The organism is Streptomyces sp. NRRL F-2664 (genome assembly GCF_000719345.1).
Taxonomy (GTDB): Bacteria; Actinomycetota; Actinomycetes; order Streptomycetales; family Streptomycetaceae; genus Streptomyces.
Window position 1 is genome coordinate 1 of record NZ_JOFX01000065.1, and the last position, 19235, is coordinate 19235.

Consider the following 19235-nt stretch of genomic DNA (forward strand, 5'->3'; position numbering starts at 1 on the left):
CAAGGAACGGACGCTTCCTTCGTACTCACCCTCTCGGGCTTTCCTCCGGGCTTCGTTCTGCTGTCCTGCGTTTCCGACTCTATCAGACTCTTTCGGGCCTGACCCCCAGTCAGCGGGGTTTGTCTTCCGGGCTGTTGGGCCCTTCCGACTCCCCAAACTCTAGTGGATTTCCCCGGCGATTCATAATCGGCCTTCGGAAATGAATTCGGGCACGCCGAAATCGTTCCCAGTGGGAGATCGTGCTGAGTTGGATGCCGCAACGAGGCGGCGGATTCGTTGTCGCCGAAACCTTCCGGCTCCGGGGCAACTCGAAGAACCTTACGGACCTGCCGAGGCGGTGTCAACCCGGGTGGTCAGTGGGGCGACTGGAGGTCTTCCACCCGGTCGAGCAGGCGCGTGAGCATGTCGCCCAGCAGCCCGCGCTCCGCCGTCGAGAGGTCCTGGAGGAGGTCCTCCTCGAAGATCGTCGCCGCGCGCATCGCGTCCAGCCACTTGCTGCGGCCCTCGTCCGTGAGCCCCACGATCACGCGGACCCTGTTGGACTCGTCCCGCTCGCGGGTGACCAGGCCCTCCGACGTCATGCGGTCGATCCGGTGGGTCATCGCCGCCGGCGTGAGACCCAGCTGCTTCGCGAGCTCGCTCGGCCCCATCCGGTACGGAGCACCGGAGAGGACGAGGGCCTTGAGGACCTCCCACTCCGCGTTGCTGATGCCCAGGGCCGCCGTCTGGCGTCCGTACGCGACGTTCATGCGGCGGTTCAGCCGGCTCAGCGCCGAGACGACCTTCTCGACCTGGGGGTCGAGGTCCTGGAACTCGCGCTGGTAGACGGCGATCTGCTCATCGAGGCTCGGCTCGGGGACGGGCGTCGTGCCGTCCGGGGTGTCACCCATGGGTCGAAGTATCGCACGGACCCGTTGGCGTCTAACTCCTTCGGTGTGTAGTGTTAAGCATCGAACTTTAGCTATGAAGTCTTCAGTCTTCAGTTATCAGGCAGGTGAGAAGTGACCAAGGTGATGGGCGCCGCGATGCGGCGGATCCAGGCCGGGAACGCGCTGACGGCGTTCGGCATCGGCTTCACGGTTCCGTTCCTCTACATCTACGTGGCGCAGGTGCGGGGTCTGGGGTCCATGGCCGCCACGAGCGCGTTCGTGGCCTTCGCCCTGGGCGCTCTCGTCGCGCTGCCCTTCACCGGTCGGGTCATCGACCGGCGCGGTCCGGTGCCCGTGGTCATGGGAGCGGCTGTCGCCGCCTCGGCGGGGGCGCTCGCGCTCGGCCTCTCCTCCGGGATCGTGCCCATCCTGCTGTCCGCGCTGGCGCTCGGTGCCGGCCAGGCCGTGATGCAGCCGGCCCTGGCCACGATGATCGTCTGGTGTTCCACGCCGTCCACCCGGACCCGTGCCTTCGCCCTGCAGTTCTTCATGCAGAACCTGGGTCTGGGCATCGGCGGGCTTCTCGGCGGTCAGATCGTCGACGAGAGCCGGCCCGGGAGCTTCACCCTGCTGTTCGGCATCGAGGCCGTGATGTTCCTGGTGCTGGCGGGCGTCGTCGCCACCGTGCGCCTGCCGCACGCGCCGGCCATCAAGGACGCCATGCCGAGGGATCCCGCGCAGTCCGGTGGCAGCGGCTGGAAGCGGCTGCTGCGGCACAAGGCCATGGTGCAGCTGTGCGTGCTGGGTTTCGTCGTGTTCTTCGCCTGCTACGGACAGTTCGAGTCGGGTCTGGCCGCCTTCGGTACGGAGGCCGCCGGGATCTCCCCCTCCACGCTCGGTTTCGCCCTCGCCGCCAACACCGGTGCGATCGTCCTCGCCCAGTTCGTCGTCCTGAGGCTGGTCGAGAAGCGCCGGCGGTCCCGTGTGATCGCCCTGGTCGGGCTGATCTGGACCGCGGCGTGGCTGATCGCCGGCTTCTCAGGGCTGGGGCACGGCAGCACGATGATGGCCGCCGCCGCGTTCATCACCACGTACGCGCTCTTCGGCATCGGCGAGGCCATGCTGTCGCCGACGCTGGCACCGCTGGTGGCGGACCTGGCGCCCGAGGGGTCGGTGGGCCAGTACAACTCGGCCTTCGCGCTGGTCAAGCAGATGGCGCTGGCGCTGGGGCCGCTCGGGGTGCCGCTCGGTGCCGGAGCTCCGATGCTCTACATCGCGGTCTTCGTGCTCGTGTCGCTGGGCATCGCGGCGCTGGCGCTGCGGCTCGGCAGGGGTCTGACGCCGATGCAGGACAACCCGGTGCTGGCGAGCAGGGTCGTCGCGCAGGGCGGTCCGGCCGTCGCGGCGAAGGAGCGCGTACCCGCCTAGAGCGTGTACGCACGGCGTTGTGCCGGAGGCCCCGGTCCTGGTGGACCGGGGCCTCCCGTGCGTCCGGCTACCTGTCCGGCAGGGCGAACTCGCACCAGACGGCCTTGCCGCCGCCGGGGGTGCGGCGGGATCCCCAGGAGGAGGCGATGGTGGCCACGATCGAGATGCCGCGGCCCGTCTCGTCGGCCGGCTCGGCGCGGCGGCGGCGCGGCAGGTGGTCGTCTCCGTCGGTGACTTCGATGATCAGCCGGCGGTCGGTGCGGCGCAGCCGCAGGCGCATGGGCGGCGTGCCGTGCTGGAGGGAGTTCGCGACGAGCTCGCTGGCGGCGAGGACGCCGAGGTCGCACAGCTCGACGGGGAAGCGCCAGGAGGCGAGGACACCCTGGGCGAAAGCGCGGGCGCGCGGGGCCGCCTCGACGCCGCCGAGGAGTTCCAGACCGGCGTTGTGGAAGAGTTCGGCGTCCGCCCCGGCGCGGGCGGGCTGCTGGAGCACCATCACGGCGACGTCGTCGTCGTGGTCGGCGTCCACCCCGAGGGCGCGCATGAGGCGGTCGCAGATGACGCTCGGGGTGCCCTGGGCGCCGGCGAGGGCGCGTTCGAGGGCGGCGACGCCCTCGTCGATGTCCTCACCGCGGCGTTCGACCAGGCCGTCGGTGTAGAGGACGGCGGTGGAGCCGGGGCCGAGCGGGATGGTGCCGGAGGTGTGCAGCCAGCCGCCGGTGCCGAGCGGCGGGCCGGTGGGATCGGCGGCTCTGCGTACGGTGCCGTGCTCGTCGCGGACCAGGATCGGCAGGTGCCCGGCGGAGGCGTAGGCGAGCAGGCCCTCGTTGGGGTCGTGGACGGCGTACACGCAGGTGGCGATCTGGCTGGCGTCGATCTCGGCCGCGAGTCCGTCGAGCAGCTGGAGCACCTCGTGCGGGGGCAGGTCGAGGCGGGCGTAGGCCCGGACGGCGGTGCGGAGCTGGCCCATGACGGCGGCGGCGCGGACGCCGCGGCCCATGACGTCGCCGATGACGAGGGCGGTGCGGCCGGCGCCGAGGGTGATGACGTCGTACCAGTCGCCGCCGACGGCGGCCTCGGTGCCGCCGGGCTGGTAGGTGGCGGCGATGCGGAGGTCGTCGGGCTGTTCCAGTTCCTGCGGGAGCAGGGAGCGCTGGAGGGTGACGGCGGCCTCGCGCTGGCGGCGTTCGCTGGCGCGGAGCCGGTCGACGGCTTCGGCGTGGTCGGTGACGTCGGCGAGGTGGATCAGGACGCCGGTGCGCTGGGCCTGCGCTTCCGGCGTGGCCGGGCCGGCGGTCGGCGTCGCGGGGCCGGGGAACTCGACGGGGGTGCAGGTAACGGTGTACGAGCTGCCGCCGCCGGGTGCGGTGCGGTTCTTCGCGGTTCGGGGCTTGCCGCTGCGCTGGACCTGGTCGAGGAGCGGGAGGAGGCCGAGGTCGCCCAGCTCGGGGAGGGCTTCGTGGGCGGGGGCGCCGGGGGTGCGGGGGCCGAAGCCGGCGGTGTAGGCGTCGTTGACGTAGGCGACACGGTGGTCGGGGCCGTGGACGAGGGCCACGAGGGCGGGGAGCCGGCCGAGGACTTCGCGGACGGAGAGCTCGTCGAGGGCGGGCACGGCGGTGAGGGTGCCGGTCCGCTGGGCGGGGGTGGTGCCGGTGCCCGGTGCGGTGGCGCCACCGGTCCCGGATCCGGAGACCGTGGGGTCGGCGGGGTGGCCGTCGGCGTCGGGCGCGGACCGGTCCGCTCCGGGGTCGGTGCGGCCGCCGCGGGCTGCCGGGACGGCGCCTTCGCCGCGCTTGGCCTGGGCGGCGGCGTGCTGGGTCCGGGCGGCGGCGCGGCGCTGCGTTCCGGGAAACCGGGCGCTCCAGCGCGTGAAGTTCACTGCGTTCAAGCCTCGTGGTGTCGCGAGTGGTCGCTGTGTCGCTCGTGGGCGGTCGCTGACGGGACGGTGTCACTCTGTGCAGGTGTGAGCACACCTATGGTCACACGTCCAGTGTGGCCGACCGCACTGACAACGTCAGCCCTGGCCGTTCTGCGGGGGGTTGGGGGCGAGCGGCGGGGGAGGTGACTTGGGTCCGCCGCCTGCCGCCAGTTCGAATTCTGCCCTGGGGTGTTCGAGTGAGCCAAGGGAGACGATCTCACGCTTGAAGAGGCCGGAGAGGGTCCATTCGGCAAGTACGCGCATTTTCCGGTTGAAGCTCGGGACGCGGCTGAGGTGGTAGGCGCGGTGCATGAACCAGGCGGGGTAGCGCTTGAGCTTGCGTCCGTAGACGTGGGCGACGCCCTTGTGGAGGCCGAGGGAGGCGACGGAGCCCGCGTACTTGTGCGCGTACTCGGTGAGGACCTCGCCGCGCAGGGCGGCGATGAGGTTGTCGGCCAGGACCTTGGCCTGGCGGACGGCGTGCTGGGCGTTGGGGGCGCACTCGCGGCGGGGGCCCTCGGTGCCGGGCGGGGCGGTGATGTCGGGGACGGCGGCGGCGTCGCCGGCTGCCCAGGCGTGCTCGACGCCCTCGACGGTGAGGAAGGAGGTGCAGACGAGGCGGCCGCGCTCGTTCCTGGGGAGGTCGGTCGAGGCGAGGACGGGGTGGGGTTTGACGCCGGCGGTCCAGACGATGGTGCGGGTGGGGAAGCGGGCGCCGTCGCTGAGGACGGCGACGCGGTCCTCGCAGGATTCGAGCCGGGTCTCCAGGCGGACGTCGATGTTGCGGCTGCGCAGTTCGCGGACCGTGTAGACGCCCATCTCCAGGCCGACCTCGGGGAGGATGCGGTCACTGGCCTCGACGAGGACCCACTTCATGTCCTCGGGCTTGATGTTGTGGTAGTACCGCGCCGCGTAGCGGGCCATGTCCTCCAGCTCACCCAGGGCTTCGACGCCCGCGAAGCCGCCTCCGACGAAGACGAACGTGAGGGCGGCGTCGCGGACGGCGGGGTCGCGGGTGGAGGAGGCGATGTCCATCTGTTCGATGACGTGGTTGCGCAGGCCGATGGCTTCTTCGACGGTCTTGAAACCGATGCCGTAGTCGGCGAGACCCGGCACGGGGAGGGTGCGGGAGACGGAGCCGGGGGCGAGGACGAGCTCGTCGTACTCGATCTCGACGGGGCCGACGCCCTCGTCGGCGGTGGCGAGGGTGTTGACGGTCGCGGTCCGCTTGGCGTGGTCGATGCTCGCGGCCTGGCCGATGACGATGTGGCACTTGGTCAGGACGCGGCGCAGCGGGACCACGACATGGCGCGGGGAGATGGCGCCCGCGGCCGCTTCCGGGAGGAAGGGCTGGTACGTCATGTACGGCTCGGGCGTGACCACCGTGACCTCGGCTTCTCCCGCTCTGAGCTTTCGCTGGAGCCGGAGCGCCGTATACATGCCGACGTAGCCGCCGCCGACGACCAGGATGCGCGTGCGGGGCGGGGTACCGGGGGCCGTGCCCCGGGAGTTAGCAGCCTTCACCATCCCATGACGCAACGTGGCCGGGAGTTTGTCCACAGGCCCGACACATTGTGTGACCGGTGACGGCCCCGGGACGGGGCATCGCAGCACCCTGCGCAGCGGTGGAACTGCGCAGGTCAGAGCGGGCGGAGAGGCGAGTTCCGGGGATGCGGAGGGGAAAAGTGGGGGTGAATGCTCCGATCGGGCGGTGGTCCGTCCGGGGCTGCCTCTTCTGAATTGACTCTGGCTCAACTATGTTCGTATCTCGTCGAGGACCGGGCCTGAGACCGTGGCCCCTCTCGGCGTGAAGGCGGGGAGTGTCTCCGGGGGGAGACAAATGATTACCGGGGGATACATATGAACATTTCCGATTTCCATGGTTCTGCGACCGCGCTCTCGGTCGAAAGCGCCGGTCGTGCCCTGACCAGCCCGACCACGCACGGCGTGGGGCGTTCCACGCCGCTACGCGTCGACGCCCAGCGCAATCTGGAGCACGTGCTGCGCGCGGCCCGGGAGGTCTTCGGCGAACTGGGCTACGGGGCACCGATGGAGGACGTGGCACGCCGCGCCCGGGTCGGTGTGGGCACCGTGTACCGGCGGTTCCCGAGCAAGGACGTCCTGGTCCGGCGGATAGCCGAGGAGGAGACCGCCCGGCTGACCGAGCAGGCTCGGACCGCGCTGGGTCAGGAGGAGGAGCCGTGGCAGGCGCTGTCGCGCTTCCTGCGCACCTCCGTGGCATCGGGCGCCGGGCGGCTGCTGCCGCCGCAGGTGCTGCGCGTCGGCTCGACCGCTGAGGAGGCGGCCGAGGAGGCGGAGGAGGCGCGGGTTCCGCACCAGCGCCAGGCGGCCGAGGCGGCCGCGGCTCCCGGCCTGCGAGTCGTCGGTTCCGCGCGGAGCGGGGCCGAGGACGAGCCGTCGGAGGACGCCGGGGCGGGTGCGCTGCTGGAGGTCGTCGGCCGGCTGGTGCACCGGGCGCGGGAGGCCGGTGAGCTGCGTGCCGATGTCACGGTGGCCGATGTGCTGCTGGTGATAGCGACGGCGGCGCCGGCGCTGCCCGACCCGGCGCAGCAGGCTGCCGCTTCGACCCGGCTGCTCGACATCCTGCTCGAAGGGCTGCGCTCCCGGACGGCGTGATCCCGGCGGGTCGGCGCCGGCCCGTGGGCGGGTCGGTGCCGGGCCGGCGCGGCCCCTGGGTCCGCTTGTGACGTCGCGTCGGGCCGGTGCAGGGCCGCGGCGGGCCGCTGGGGCGGTGGCGCGGGCGTTCGGCGGCGGGGCGCTTCGGCGGCGGGCCGAAACCTGCCCGGACGGGTGGATGGTGCGCAGACGGGTCCGACGCGTGTCCGCCATGTGACACGCTTGATCGGTGTACCGGTTGAGCGTGTCGTGCGGGGGCTTCCGCGATGAGCATTGACGGGCGTGAAGAGTCACCCGGTGCCGCCGGGGGCGAGACCGAAGTGGGCAGCCCGCCCGCCCGGCAGGTGCCGGCGCAGCGCGAACCGGCCGGGCGCCGCGCCCGGTCCTCGGGCTCCGGGCGTCCCGCCGGCGCCAGCAGTGATATGCCTCCGTCCGACGGCGACTTGATCGCCCGGATGCGGGGCGGTGACGACAGTGCGTACGAGGAGCTGTTCCGTCGTCACGCCGACTCCGTACGGCGTTACGCGCGGTCCTGCTGCCGGGACGCGCACACGGCCGACGACCTGACCGCCGAGGTGTTCGCGCGGACGCTGCAGGCGGTACGGGGCGGGGCCGGGCCCGACCAGTCGGTGCGGGCCTATCTGCTGACCACCGTGCGCAGGGTCGCGGCCGCCTGGGCCAAGACGGCCAAGCGGGAGCACCTGGTCGAGGACTTCGCCGTGTTCGCGGAGCAGGCGGCGTCGCGTACGGAGAGCGGCGCCGGGTTGCCGGGTCTGTCGGGGGACGACACGCTCGAACTGGGCGCGGATGTACGGGCGATGCGGGAGGCCGAGCAGTCCCTGGCCATGCAGGCCTTCCGGAGTCTGCCCGAGCGGTGGCAGGCCGTGCTGTGGCACACCACCGTGGAGGAGGCGTCGCCGAGTGCGATCGCGCCACTGTTCGGCTTGAGCGCCAACGCCACCGCGGTGCTGGCCAGTCGGGCGCGGGAGGGCCTCAAGCAGGCCTATCTGCAGGCCCATGTCAGCTCGGCGCTGGGGGAGGGCGGCGACTGCGCGCGGTACGCGGACCGGCTCGGCGCCTATGCGCGCGGCGGGCTGCGGATGCGGGCGGAGCGGGGGCTGCGCAAGCACCTGGAGGAGTGCGCGAAGTGCCGGCTGGCCGCCGGGGAGCTCAAGGACGTCAATGCGGGCATTCCCGCGCTGCTTCCGGTGGCGGTCATCGGGTGGTTCGCCGCCGGGTACGCGGCCAAGGCCGCCGGGGTGGTGGCCGGCGGGGCCGTCGCCGCGGGCGGGGCCGGAGCCGCGGCGGCGGCCGCGGGCGGATCGACCGCCGGGGGCGGTTCTGCCGCCGGGGCGGCCGGGGCCGCAGGAAGTGCTGCCGGCGGCGGGGCTGCGGGGGGTGCTGCCGGGGCGGGAGGGGCCGGCGGGTCCGGGTCCACGGCCGGGGGTGCGCTGGTCTCCGAGGGGCTCGGGCTGCCCGCCAAGGCCGCCATCGCCGCCGGCCTCGCGGTGGCCGCGGCCGCCGGGGTGGTCTTCGCGCTGACCGGGGACGAAGCGGAGCCCCAGGCCCGGGCCAGGCCGGCGCCGCGCGTGGCGGCCCCCGCCGTGCCGAAGGCACCCGTGGCGCCTTCGCCCGCGCCGGAGCCGGGCCCGGCCGCGGAGGACCCGCCGCCCGCGCGTGCGTCCGTACCGCCGTCGCGGAAGCCGACACCGCCGCCCGCGGCGTCCGCGGCGTCCGCGTCCCCTGCGGCGCCGATGCCTTCGGTGGCGCCTTCGCCCTCTCCCTCCCGGGAGAGGCCGGCGCCCGCGCCGTCGCCGAGTGCGTCCTCGCCGAAGCCGACCCCGCCTCCCGTGCCGCAGCCGCCGCAGGCGTTCCGACTGGCTGCTCTCCCGCATGCGGTGCAGGGCGACCACAGCGGGCCGGAATTGCAGACGTGGCGCAGCAGCTGGGTGTGGCAGCGCTGGGGACTGTGGGTGGGCGACCGGCGGTTCGCGCAGGGCATCACCGTGAACTCGCGTTCCTCGGTGGAGATCGCCCTGAACCGGCAGTGCACCTCCTTCTCGGCGTGGGCGGGGGTGGACGGCCTGTCGCTGTTCACCGACGGGTCGGTGCGCTTCTCTGTGTACGCGGACGGGCAGCGGTTGTGGCAGTCCGGCGCCCTCGGGTACCAGGATCCGCCGGCGGCCGTGCGGGTCTCCCTCGCCGAACGCTCGGCGCTGCGGCTGGTGGTGGAGCGGGCCGGGCCGGGCCGCCTGCCGACGCTGGCCGGCTGGGCGGACGCGGTGATCAGCTGCCGGTGAGCGGCTTGCCGGTGAGCAGTTTGCCGGTGGGCCGCTTGACAGTGAGGCGTCGGCCGGTGAGCCGCTTGCCGGTGAGGCGTTGGCGGGGGCAGCCTGCCGGAGGTGCGCTGCGCGTGATCAGTTCCTGTGACCCGGTTCCCGTGACCGGTCGGCGGTGAGTGCCGCGGCGAGGTCGGCGGGGGTGAGCACGGCGCCCGCGGCTTCCTCCCGCGCCCAGCGGTCGGGGCCGAGCAGCGCACGGGTGCGTTCGGGGAGGCCGTCCACGACGGTGGCCTCGGGGACCGAGCGGGGCAGGCCGGCGCGCCAGGCGGTGGCCGCCGCGAAGGCCCGTACGGATGCGGCGGGGCGGCCGGCGTCGGCCAGGAAGCGGGCCGCCGCCTCGGCCATGCCGGCCAGCACGCGCTCGGCGCACCGGGCGGTCACGGCGGCACTCAGGGCGGGTCCGATCAGCGACAGGGCGGCGGCCGGACCCTGCTCGCGGGCGGTGAGGTGGGCGTCGACGGTGTCCAGGCCGGCGGTGAGCTGGGCGGGCACGGTGATCCGTTCGGTCTGGGCGCGGGCGAGCTCGCACTCGGTGCGGGCCCGGGCGGCGTCCCCGCGCTGCAGGGCGAGCATGGCCGCGAGGAGCCGGGCGTAGGCGCTGACGTCGTACACGCCGCCGTGCTGCTCGGACTCCTCGTCGGCCTCGGTCAGGAGCCGCTCGGCGTCGTCGAGGTCGCCCGCGCTGTAGGCGACCTCGGCGATCCGGGCGAGGGCGAAGGGCGCCTCGACGTGGGCGCCGACCTCGCGGGCGAGGCGCAGGCACTCCTGGAACTCGGTGCGGGCGTCGGCGTACCGGCCGCGGGAGAGGGCGATCTCCCCGGCGGCGCTCGCCACCTGGGCGCGGGTCCAGCGGTCGCCGACGCGCTGGGCGATCTCGTGGAGTTCGGCGAGGTCGGCGTCGACGGTGGGCAGACCGCCGGTGAGGTCGATGGCGACGTGAGTGCGCAGCATGAGCACCACGCCCAGCTCCCAGTCGCCGGCGTGGCGGCGGCAGTTCTCGACGGACTGGTCGAGGTCGGTGTGGAAGTCGAGGACGTCGCCGGTGAGGAAGGAGGTGGCGGGCCAGAGGAGTCCGGGGAAGACCGTGGTCTGCGGGGAGCCGTGGCGGAAGGCGGCCTTGATGCGGACGGCGAGGTCCCGGTACTCGGGGGTGCGGAACTTCTCGGCGGAGTTGCTCTCCGCCAGCAGGAACATGTTCAGCACCTGCAGGCGCATGTACCGCCAGTGGGCGGGGGTGCCCTCGGGGGGCGGGGCCGGGGTGAGGGCGAGGATGCGGGTGGTCCACTCGGCGCCCTCACCGCGGTAGTTGCGCAACCACCAGAACCAGCCGAGGGCGAAGGCCAGGCGCTGCGCGGTTTCGGTCCGGGTGCCGCGGTCGGGGTCGGGGGCCGGATCCGGGTGGGGGTCGTCCACGGTCGTGGTGTGGAGGGCGGTGCGCAGGTTGTCGAGTTCGGTCTCGACGAGCCGGATCCAGGGGAGCTGGGCTGCGGAGCGGATCAAGGGTTCGGCCCGCTCGGCGAAGGCGAGGAAGTGGGCGGCGTGGCGGCGGGCGGTGGCGCGGGCGTCGGCCGGGTGGGCGTCGGCGCGTTCGGCGGCGTACTCGTGGATGGTTTCGAGCATGCGGTAGCGCATGCCGTCGGGGCCGGGGGCGGCGACGACGAGGGACTTGTCGACGAGGGAGCCGAGGGTGTCGGCGACGTCCATGCCGGAGGGTGCGGCGTCGGCGTCACCGCAGACGGCCTCGGCGGCGGCGAGGTCGCAGCCGCCCGCGAAGACCGACAGGCGGCGCAGCAGGGTCCGCTCGGCCTCGTCGAGGAGGTCCCAGGACCAGTCGACGACCGCCCGCAGGGTCTGCTGGCGTGGCAGGACCGTACGGGCGCCGCTGGTCAGCAGCCGGAAACGGTCGTCCAGCCGGTCCGCGATCTGCCGCGGCGTCAGCAGCCGCAGCCGGGCCGCGGCCAGGGCGCTGAGGACGGCGCCGGGTACGGCGGCGGGGTGGTCGAGGCGGGCGAGTTCGACGAGCCGGGCGGGTCGAGGGTGTGCGGCGGCGGCGTGTTCGGCGAGGCGGGTCTTTCCCGAACCACCGGGGCCGGTGAGGGTGACGAGGCGCAGCCGGGTCAGGTCGCGCCACAGGGCATCCAGTTCGGGCTCGCGGCCGACGAAGGAGTTCAGGCGGGGGCGGAGGTTGCCGCTGGGGGCGTCCGCGTACGGGTGGAGTTCCGGAGTCGGGGGTGGAGGTTGCGTCGGGGTCGGTGTCGCGGTCGGGGGGTGCGGCGGGGGTGACGGCCGGGGCTGCCGGAGCAGTTCCGCGTGCAGGGCGGTCAGTTCGGGGCCGGGGTCGGTGCCGAGGCCGTCGGCGAGGGTGCGGCGCGTGTGCTCGTACGCGGCGAGGGCGTCGGCGGGACGGCCGGCGGCCCGCAGGGCGCGCAGGTGCTGTGCGCGGAGCGGTTCGTCGTACGGGCTTTCGTGGATCAGTGCCTCGATCTCCGGCAGGAGTTCGGCCGGGGCGGTGGCGCCGCTGCGCAGGTCCGCCTCTATACGGCCGCGCAGTGCGCTACGCCGGCGGGCCTCGGGAGCGGCGGCGTGCGCGGTGCGGGCGGGCTCCGGGAGGTCGGCGAGGGCGGGGCCGCGCCAGAGGCGGAGGGCGGTGCGCAGGGTGCGGGCGGCGGCCGCGGGGTCGGCGGCCAGTTGCCCGCTGCCCTGGGCGGCGAGGCGGCCGAACCGGTGGAGGTCCACGTCGTCGTGGGCGGCTTCGAGGCGGTAGCCGCCGGTGGGGGCGGCGTGAACGGTGTCGTGCCCGCCGAGGGCGCGGCGGAGACGGGCGACGAGGGCCTGGAGGGCGGCGGGGGCGTCCCGCGGCGGGTCGTCGCCCCAGACGTCGTCGACGAGCTCGGCGACGGAGGCCGGCCGGCCGGCGCGCAGGGCGAGGGCGGCGAGGAGCGCGCGCAGCCGGGCACCGCCGATCGGGAGGGGGGCGCCGGTCTCGTCGCGCGCCTCGGTGACGCCCAGAATGAGATACCGCACCCGCCCATTCTGCCCTCGGCCCGGCGGCCGGCTCCCGAACCCCGGTGCGGGAGGGGCGGGGCGGGCACCGGACGCCGCCTGGCCGGCGTGCCGCCGGACGGACGGGGCGTAGTCCCGGACGCCGCCGAGCCGGCGTGTGCCGCCGGGAGGGGGCCTGCACCGTCGGGACGGCCCGGAAGCATCAGGACGGGCCCGCACCGCCAGGGCAGGCCCGCACCGTCAGGACAGCGCCGGCCGGTGCACGGGGACCCCCTCGGGCACCGCTCGGCGCCGCGCCGCGGACGTACCCGTCCAGCAGGTGCCGCGCCGGGCCAGCAGCCGGTGCAGCCACAGCTCCATCGAGACCAGCTCGGCCAGCCCGTCCAGCGGGACCGGCCGGCCCTCCGCCGCGTCGAGCAGCGCCTGCCGTACGACACGGGCCTCGATCAGTCCGGCGTCCGCGAGCAGCGGCGCGGCGAACAGGTCCAGCAGGTCGCTCAGCGCGGCGCGCAGCCCCAGCCCGGTCGCCGTCTCGTTCGGCGTGTGCGCGGTGGCGCCCCAGCCCGGCGGGAGTTCGCGCACGCCCGCCGAGTACAGGACGCTGCGCAGGATCTCCGCACGGGCTCCGGGCTGCACGCGCAGGGATTCGGGCAGGGCCCGCGCGGCCCGGACGACCTGGTTGTCGAGGAAGGGGGCGTGCAGGCGCTGGCTGCGGACTTCCACGGCCTGCTCGAAGACCCGGTGGTCGGCGGCGTGACGGGCCAGCACCGAACGGGCCCGGGCCTCCCCCGGCCGCAGCGACAGCGGGGGGCGTCCGGCCGCGGCGGTGAGCCTCAGCGACACCTCGGCCCGCGCCTCCCCCGTGAGCCAGCCCGCCGCCGGGCCCGGCCGGGCCCAGGTCAGGGCGGCGAGAGAGGCGTCCACCGGACCTGAGGCGTTCTCGGTGATCCCGCCCTCGCGGAGCCGGGCCGCGGCCGCCTCCATGCCCGCGCGGTACGTCGTACGGGCGAGCCGCCGGGCCGCCGCGTACACGGTGATCGGCACCAGCAGGGACTCCCCGGCCGCCCCCGCGGCCGACGCGGACCGCGCCAGCGCCGCCACCGGGCGCAGCAGGTGGCGCCGGCGCCGGTCCAGCAACAGGTCGGCCATGCGGGCCGGGTGGGCGTCGAGCACCTGACGGGCGCCGTGGCCGGTGAAGTGGTCGGCGGCTCCGGCGGCGAGCCGGCGCCGCTCGCGGGCGGCGAACACGAGCGAGGGGCCCGGTTCGTCCGTGAGCGGGCCGTCCAGTTCGGCGTACGGGAGGGCCTCGGCCGCGGCGGCGACCACGACGTGGTGCAGGCGGGGGTCCGATGCGACGGCCCGGGCCCGTTCCAGCTCGTCCTCGCGCCCCTGCGGGGTGGCCAGGTCGTTGAAGGTGACCGCCAGCAGCCGCGCCCCCGCGGGGCTGGTGAGGCTGCCGGGCGCCCCGGGCAGCCCGGCCGCCAGCAGGGCGAGGGTCGCGGAGGCGCTGCCGCCGGACAGGTCGGCGCCCACGCCGGGGGCGGGCGCGCCACGGGCCGCCCGCCGGTCGGCCGGCCCCATCCCGGGCACGGGGCCGGGATCGTACGGCGGCAGCGTGTCGGGAGCATGCCGCGGAGCCGTGAGCCGGGCGCGCACCGCGTCCACCAACGCTTCCCGTACGCCCTCCACCGCGCGGTCGGCGTCGGCCTCCGGCGCGGACACCGCGAGCGAGGCGACCTGCTCGTAGCCGGTGATCTCGCGGGAGCCCTCGCGCAGGATGAGGGCGTGCCCGGGCGGGATGCGGCGGACCCCCGCGTACGGGGTGCCGTCACCCAGGGCCTCCGGGCTCTCGGGGCAGGCGAGCAGGGCGGCGAGGTGGCCGATGTCGAGCTGCGCCTCGATGAGGTCGGCGAGCGGGAGGGCGGCGGTGGCGTACGCCGTGCCGCTGGCCCAGGGGGTGTAGAAGACGGGCCGGGCGCCCGCGAGGTCGCCGAGGACGGTGATGCGGCGGCCGGCCTGCACCACGGCGGTGTAACTGCCGGACCACTGGGTGAGGTGGCGCAGTGCGCCGCCCCGGGCGGCGTAGAGGGCGCGGCGCAGTTCGGCGTCGGTCGCGCCGCAGCAGCCGAGGACGGCCAGCCGCGTGAAGGGGTCGGCGGGGTCGGCGGTGAGGGTGCGGATCTCGTCGGGCCGCCAGTCGCCGACGGCCCAGAGCGGGTCGGGATCGCCCCACAGCAGCTGGGCGCCGACAGGGTGGACGGTGCGTTCCGCGTCCGCGCCGGGGTCGGCCGCGTGGGCGGCGTCCGCGATGCCGCCGTGCAGGGGCGCACCGTCGCCGTGCCGGCCGGGGCCGTGGCCGGAGACGCGGCCGGCCGTGCCGAAGCTCGCGGCGATACTGCTCCACCCCACCAACCAGCGCACCGCCGCCTCCCCAGCCTGTGGGCACATGACCGGGGCACGGGCAGCACGGACAGCGCTGAGGGCGCGGTCGGTGGGACCCCGGTGGCTCGGGTCCATGCTGCCACGGGACAGGCGTGCGAGAGGGATTATAGGGGGCGCACACACAAACGAACACGCCCCCGGCATGCGGTATTTGGCGTTCCGCTCCCACCGCCCCATAGGTCGCTTTCGGCCATTCTTCGGCCGCCTGGAAAGCCGTCGCGCGGCGTCGGCGCCGGGCGTGCGGGCGCGGTCCGGGAGGCGGAACCCGCCCCCCGCACCGTTCCGCCACCCGCGGGGATTGAGGTGACGGCATCCCCGGGTCCGCCCGTTCCACGCAGCGGACCGACCCACGCACCGCACATCAGATCGCCGGGTCCGCGGACCGGCCAGAGCGCACGGGCGGGCGCACGGCCACACGGCCGGAGCACGCCCCAGGACGTGCGCCCCGCCGCCGACCCCGGGGCGGACTGTGCAAACGGACAACAATCCCGCCATACGGAAGTAAAGGCCTTAACGCTTGGGAGGCGGGGAACTACGCTGGGTTTACGAAATGCCGGGCGCCTATGCCCCGGCGGCGTATGCGTTCCGCGTGTGACGAGGGGTGGCGCATGTCCAGGGAGCTCCGCGAACCCAACGAGAAGCTCGGCGCCGTCCTCGCCCTGGCGGGCATCAGCAATGCCGGGCTGGCCCGGCGGGTCAACGACCTCGGCGCGCAGCGCGGTCTGACCCTCCGCTACGACAAGACGTCGGTGGCCCGGTGGGTGTCGAAAGGGATGGTGCCGCAGGGCGCCGCCCCGCATCTGATCGCCGCCGCCATCGGCGCGAAGCTGGGGCGGCCGGTGCCACTGCACGAGATCGGCCTGGCCGACGCGGACCCCGCGCCCGAAGTGGGACTGGCCTTCCCGCGGGACGTGGGCGCCGCCGTGCGCTCGGCCACCGACCTGTACCGGCTCGACCTCGCCGGGCGGCGCGGCGGTGGCGGGATCTGGCAGTCGCTCGCGGGTTCGTTCTCCGTGGCGGCGTACGCGACGCCCGCCTCGCGGTGGCTGATATGCCCCGCCGACAGCTCGGTGGCGCGGGAACCGGCGGGTCCCGCACACCATCCGCCCGCGACCACGGCCCCGTCGGTCCAGGTCCAGGACGCTCCGGCCCAAGGCGCACCCGTAGGCGACCTGCCGTCCCCCCGACCGTCGCCAGCGCGCCGAACGGCGACACATGGGACGGCGACGCACACGGCTCCGACCGAAGCGGCTCAGGCCCACGGAATGCCGGCACCAGGTCGCCGGCCCTCCCCGGACGGCCGTACGACCGGGCCGGCCACGGGCCCGATGACAGCACCGACGGGCCCGGCAGGCCCGCCGTCCACGGTTGTGCCCGCGCAGCCCGCAGCCGAAACGCCGCGCGACCACGTGCTGCGCGTGGGCCACAGCGACGTGACGAAGCTGCGCGAGGCGGCCGAGGACGCCCGCCGCTGGGACTCCAAGTACGGCGGTGGCGACTGGCGGTCGTCGATGGTCCCCGAATGCCTGCGCGTCGACGCGGCGCCCCTGCTGCTCGGCTCGTACACCGACGAGGTCGGCCGCGCCCTGTTCGGCGCGACGGCCGAACTGACGCGGCTCGCGGGCTGGATGGCCTTCGACACCGGTCAGCAGGAGGCCGCCCAGCGCTACTACATCCAGGCGCTGCGCCTGGCCCGCGCGGCCGCGGACGTGCCGCTCGGCGGCTACGTGCTCGCCTCGATGTCCCTGCAGGCGACCTACCGGGACTTCCCGGACGAGGGCGTGGACCTCGCGCAGGCCGCCGTCGAGCGCAACCGCGGCCTGGCCACGGCGCGCACGATGAGCTTCTTCCGGCTCGTCGAGGCGCGGGCGCACGCCAAGGCCGGCGATTCGGCGGCCGCAGGAGCGGCGCTGCGGGCCGCGGAGGGCTGGCTGGAGCGGTCCCGCGAGGGCGACCCCGACCCGACCTGGCTCGGTTTCTACTCCTACGACCGTTTCGCGGCGGATGCCGCGGAATGCTACCGGGACCTCAAACTCCCCCGGCAGGTACGGCGCTTCACCGAGCAGGCGCTCTCCCGGCCCACGGAGGAGTACGTACGGTCCCACGGCCTGCGCCTGGTCGTCAGCGCGGTGGCCGAGCTGGAGTCGGGCAATCTGGACGCCGCGTGCGCGGCGGGCACCCGGGCGGTGGAGGTGGCGGGCCGGATCTCCTCGGCGCGCACGACCGAATACGTACGGGACCTGCTGCACCGCCTGGAACCCTACGGGGACGAACCGCGCGTCGCGGAGCTGCGCGAGCGGGCCCGGCCCCTCCTCGTGGCTCCGGCGTAGACCCGCGTGGCCTCGTTGTCGGTGCGGGGGTGCAGTATGCAGGGGTGGGAGGTGTCGGCGTGGGCGGTGGCGTGGACTGCGATGTGCTGGTGATCGGCGGCGGGATCGTCGGCCTGTCGACGGCGCACGCCCTGTCGCGCCTGGCCCCGGGCACGAGGGTGATCGTCCTGGAGAAGGAGTCGGGCCCGGCCCGGCACCAGACGGGCCGCAACAGCGGGGTGATCCACAGCGGGATCTACTACCGGCCCGGCTCGCTGAAGGCCCGCTTCGCGGTGAGGGGCGCCGCGGAGATGGTGAAGTTCTGCGCGGAGCACGGGATCCCGCACGAGGTGACCGGAAAGCTGATCGTCGCCACCGAGCGCGAGGAGCTGCCCCGGCTGCACGCCCTGGTGCAGCGCGGCCGGGAGAACGGCATCCCGGTCCGCGAGCTGGGCCCGGCCCAGATCACCGAGCACGAACCGCAGGTGCAGGGCCTGGCCGCGATCCACGTCGGCAGCACCGGCATCGTGGACTACGCCCGGGTCGCCGCCCAGCTCGCGGAGTCCTCGGGCGCGGAGATCGTCTACGGCGCCGAGGTGGACCTGATCTCGCGCCGTGCCTGCGCGGTGGCCGTGCGCACCACGTCCGGCCTGGTGTTCCGGGGCCGGACCCTGGTCAACTGCGCCGGTCTGCAGTGCGACCGGATCGCCCGCCTCGCCGGCGACGACCCGGGCATGCGGATCATCCCCTTCCGCGGGGAGTACTACGACCTCTCCCGCCCGGAGCTGGTCCGCGGGCTCGTCTACCCGGTGCCCGACCCGGCGTTCCCCTTCCTCGGAGTGCACCTCACCCGCGGCCTCGGCGGCGGCGTCCACGTCGGCCCCAACGCCGTCCCCGCGCTGGCCCGCGAGGGCTACGACTGGTCGACCGTGCGCCCGCGGGACATCGCCGACGAGCTGGCCTGGCCCGGCGCCTGGCGGATGGCCTCCCGGCACTGGCGCTACGGGACGGGCGAGATCCACCGCTCGCTGTCGAAGCAGGCCTTCACCCGGGCGGTGCGCCGCCTCCTGCCCGCCGTCGGTCCCGCGGACCTCCACCCGGCCGCGGCGGGGGTCCGCGCCCAGGCCGTCCTGCGGGACGGCACCCTCGCGGACGACTTCCTGATCCGCGATGCCCCGCGCACCGTCCACGTCCTCAACGCCCCCTCCCCGGCCGCGACGGCCTCCCTCCCGATCGGCCGCGAGATCGCCCGGCGCGTCCTGCGCACCCTGACCGCGGCCTGACCGGGGCCGCACCCGGCCGCCGAGGGCGCCGGCGCCGTGCCCACCCCGCAGGGACACCCGCCACCCCCCAGGGGGACGCCGGCCTCTCCGGGGGACACCGCAGCGCCCGGCGGGGCCCAGCGGCCCGTCGTAGAATCAGCGCATTGTGTCTGAGTCCCTGAACCCCACGCCGCCCGCCGTCCCGGACGCCCCCGTCGCCGACTACGCCGCCGACGCCGCGCCGGAGGCGAACTCGTACGTGCCCCCGAAGTGGCGCACCGAGCCCCGCTTCCCCGACGGCCCCGCGCCGGACCCGGCCGGCTCGCACCACGAGCGGCGGATCCGGAGCTTCCAGCCCCGGCGCAGCCGGGTCACCACCGGCCAGGGCGAGGCCCTCAAGCGGCTCTGGGGCACCTGGGGCCTGGACATCGACGGCCACTCGGTCATCGACCTCGATGCGCTCTTCGGCGGGCTCCCGGTCGTCCTGGAGATCGGCTTCGGCATGGGGGAGGCCACCGCGCAAATGGCCGCCGCCGACCCCTCCACCGGCATCCTCGCCGCCGATGTGCACACCCCGGGCCAGGGCAACCTCCTCGCCCTCGCCGAGCGGGGCGGGCTCGAGAACGTGCGCGTCGCCAACGGCGACGCGATCATCCTGCTCCGCGAGATGCTGCCGCCGGCCTCCCTCGCCGGGATCCGCGTGTACTTCCCGGACCCGTGGCCCAAGGCCCGCCACCACAAGCGCCGGCTGATCCAGCCGGAGTTCCTGACCCTGGCCGCCACCCGGCTGGCGCCCGGGGCCGTCCTGCACTGCGCGACCGACTGGGAGCCGTACGCCGAGCAGATGCTCGAAGTGCTGACGGAGCACCCGGACTTCGAGAACACGCAGGCCGACGGCGGCTACGCGCCGCGGCCCGACTTCCGACCGCTCACCCGCTTCGAGGGGCAGGGCCTCGACAAGGGGCACGTCGTACACGACTTGCTCTTCCGCCGCACGGAGAACTGACAACGTCACCGCGTGTGTC

The 19235-nt window shown here is 74.7% G+C and carries 11 protein-coding genes; 6 read left to right on the top strand and 5 right to left on the bottom strand.

Features of this window, described 5'->3' with window-relative positions; translation table 11 throughout:
- Nucleotides 1-353 precede the first annotated feature (353 nt).
- On the bottom strand, nt 354-890 hold the full coding sequence (locus IF89_RS0132345) for a MarR family winged helix-turn-helix transcriptional regulator (protein ID WP_030775668.1): 537 nt from the start codon (nt 888-890) through the stop codon (nt 354-356).
- Between the two features lie 123 nt (nt 891-1013).
- Here IF89_RS0132345 and IF89_RS0132350 point away from each other — a divergent pair, with 123 nt between their 5' ends.
- Nucleotides 1014-2297, top strand: coding sequence for an MFS transporter (locus IF89_RS0132350; protein WP_030775670.1), 1284 nt, complete (start codon nt 1014-1016; stop codon nt 2295-2297).
- Between the two features lie 67 nt (nt 2298-2364).
- On the opposite strand, the gene IF89_RS0132355 is transcribed toward IF89_RS0132350, so the two are convergent.
- Together IF89_RS0132355 and IF89_RS0132360 are read right to left on the bottom strand one after the other, a co-directional pair.
- Entirely contained in the window at nt 2365-4176 is a 1812-nt protein-coding gene (locus IF89_RS0132355; protein ID WP_030775673.1) for an ATP-binding SpoIIE family protein phosphatase, read from the bottom strand.
- A gap of 135 nt (nt 4177-4311) precedes the next feature.
- On the bottom strand, nt 4312-5742 hold the full coding sequence (locus tag IF89_RS0132360) for an NAD(P)/FAD-dependent oxidoreductase (protein ID WP_030775675.1): 1431 nt from the start codon (nt 5740-5742) through the stop codon (nt 4312-4314).
- Nucleotides 5743-6075: 333 nt separating this feature from the next.
- Between IF89_RS0132360 and IF89_RS0132365 the strand changes: the two genes are divergently transcribed.
- Both IF89_RS0132365 and IF89_RS0132370 read left to right on the top strand, forming a co-directional pair.
- Nucleotides 6076-6852 carry a TetR/AcrR family transcriptional regulator gene (locus tag IF89_RS0132365; RefSeq protein ID WP_030775678.1) on the top strand — a complete coding sequence of 259 codons (777 nt, stop codon included), beginning with the start codon at nt 6076-6078 and terminating at the stop codon, nt 6850-6852.
- A gap of 266 nt (nt 6853-7118) precedes the next feature.
- Entirely contained in the window at nt 7119-9152 is a 2034-nt protein-coding gene (locus IF89_RS0132370; protein WP_043194688.1) for a sigma-70 family RNA polymerase sigma factor, read from the top strand.
- Between the two features lie 117 nt (nt 9153-9269).
- Here the strand turns inward: IF89_RS0132370 and IF89_RS0132375 are convergent, their stop codons facing one another.
- Both IF89_RS0132375 and IF89_RS0132380 read right to left on the bottom strand, forming a co-directional pair.
- Complete coding sequence (locus tag IF89_RS0132375) at nt 9270-12218, bottom strand: AfsR/SARP family transcriptional regulator (RefSeq protein WP_030775684.1); 2949 nt, start codon at nt 12216-12218, stop codon at nt 9270-9272.
- A 219-nt stretch (nt 12219-12437) separates the two neighbouring features.
- The gene (locus IF89_RS0132380) at nt 12438-14618 is read right to left on the bottom strand and encodes an asparagine synthase-related protein (RefSeq protein ID WP_030775687.1); all 2181 of its coding nucleotides are present in this window, start codon (nt 14616-14618) and stop codon (nt 12438-12440) included.
- Nucleotides 14619-15247: 629 nt separating this feature from the next.
- On the opposite strand from IF89_RS0132380, the gene IF89_RS0132385 reads away from it, so the two are divergent.
- The 3 genes from IF89_RS0132385 (at nt 15248) to trmB (ending at nt 19216) form a co-directional block, all read left to right on the top strand.
- Entirely contained in the window at nt 15248-16969 is a 1722-nt protein-coding gene (locus IF89_RS0132385; RefSeq protein WP_030775689.1) for a hypothetical protein, read from the top strand.
- A 29-nt stretch (nt 16970-16998) separates the two neighbouring features.
- Nucleotides 16999-18231, top strand: coding sequence for an L-2-hydroxyglutarate oxidase (gene lhgO / locus IF89_RS0132390; protein WP_078628656.1), 1233 nt, complete (start codon nt 16999-17001; stop codon nt 18229-18231).
- 145 nt (nt 18232-18376) lie between these two features.
- Nucleotides 18377-19216 (top strand): tRNA (guanosine(46)-N7)-methyltransferase TrmB, encoded by an 840-nt coding sequence (gene trmB / locus IF89_RS0132395; protein ID WP_030775693.1) that lies wholly within the window; start codon nt 18377-18379, stop codon nt 19214-19216.
- Nucleotides 19217-19235: the final 19 nt, after the last annotated feature.

Excerpts from the sequence above, each read along its gene's own strand:
- IF89_RS0132345 (WP_030775668.1), bottom strand. The coding sequence starts at position 890 with ATGGGTGACACCCCGGACGGCACGACGCCCGTCCCCGAGCCGAGCCTC.
- IF89_RS0132350 (WP_030775670.1), top strand. The coding sequence starts at position 1,014 with ATGGGCGCCGCGATGCGGCGGATCCAGGCCGGGAACGCGCTGACGGCG.
- IF89_RS0132360 (WP_030775675.1), bottom strand. The coding sequence starts at position 5,742 with ATGGTGAAGGCTGCTAACTCCCGGGGCACGGCCCCCGGTACCCCGCCC.
- IF89_RS0132365 (WP_030775678.1), top strand. The coding sequence starts at position 6,076 with ATGAACATTTCCGATTTCCATGGTTCTGCGACCGCGCTCTCGGTCGAA.
- IF89_RS0132370 (WP_043194688.1), top strand. The coding sequence starts at position 7,119 with ATGAGCATTGACGGGCGTGAAGAGTCACCCGGTGCCGCCGGGGGCGAG.
- IF89_RS0132385 (WP_030775689.1), top strand. The coding sequence starts at position 15,248 with ATGTCCAGGGAGCTCCGCGAACCCAACGAGAAGCTCGGCGCCGTCCTC.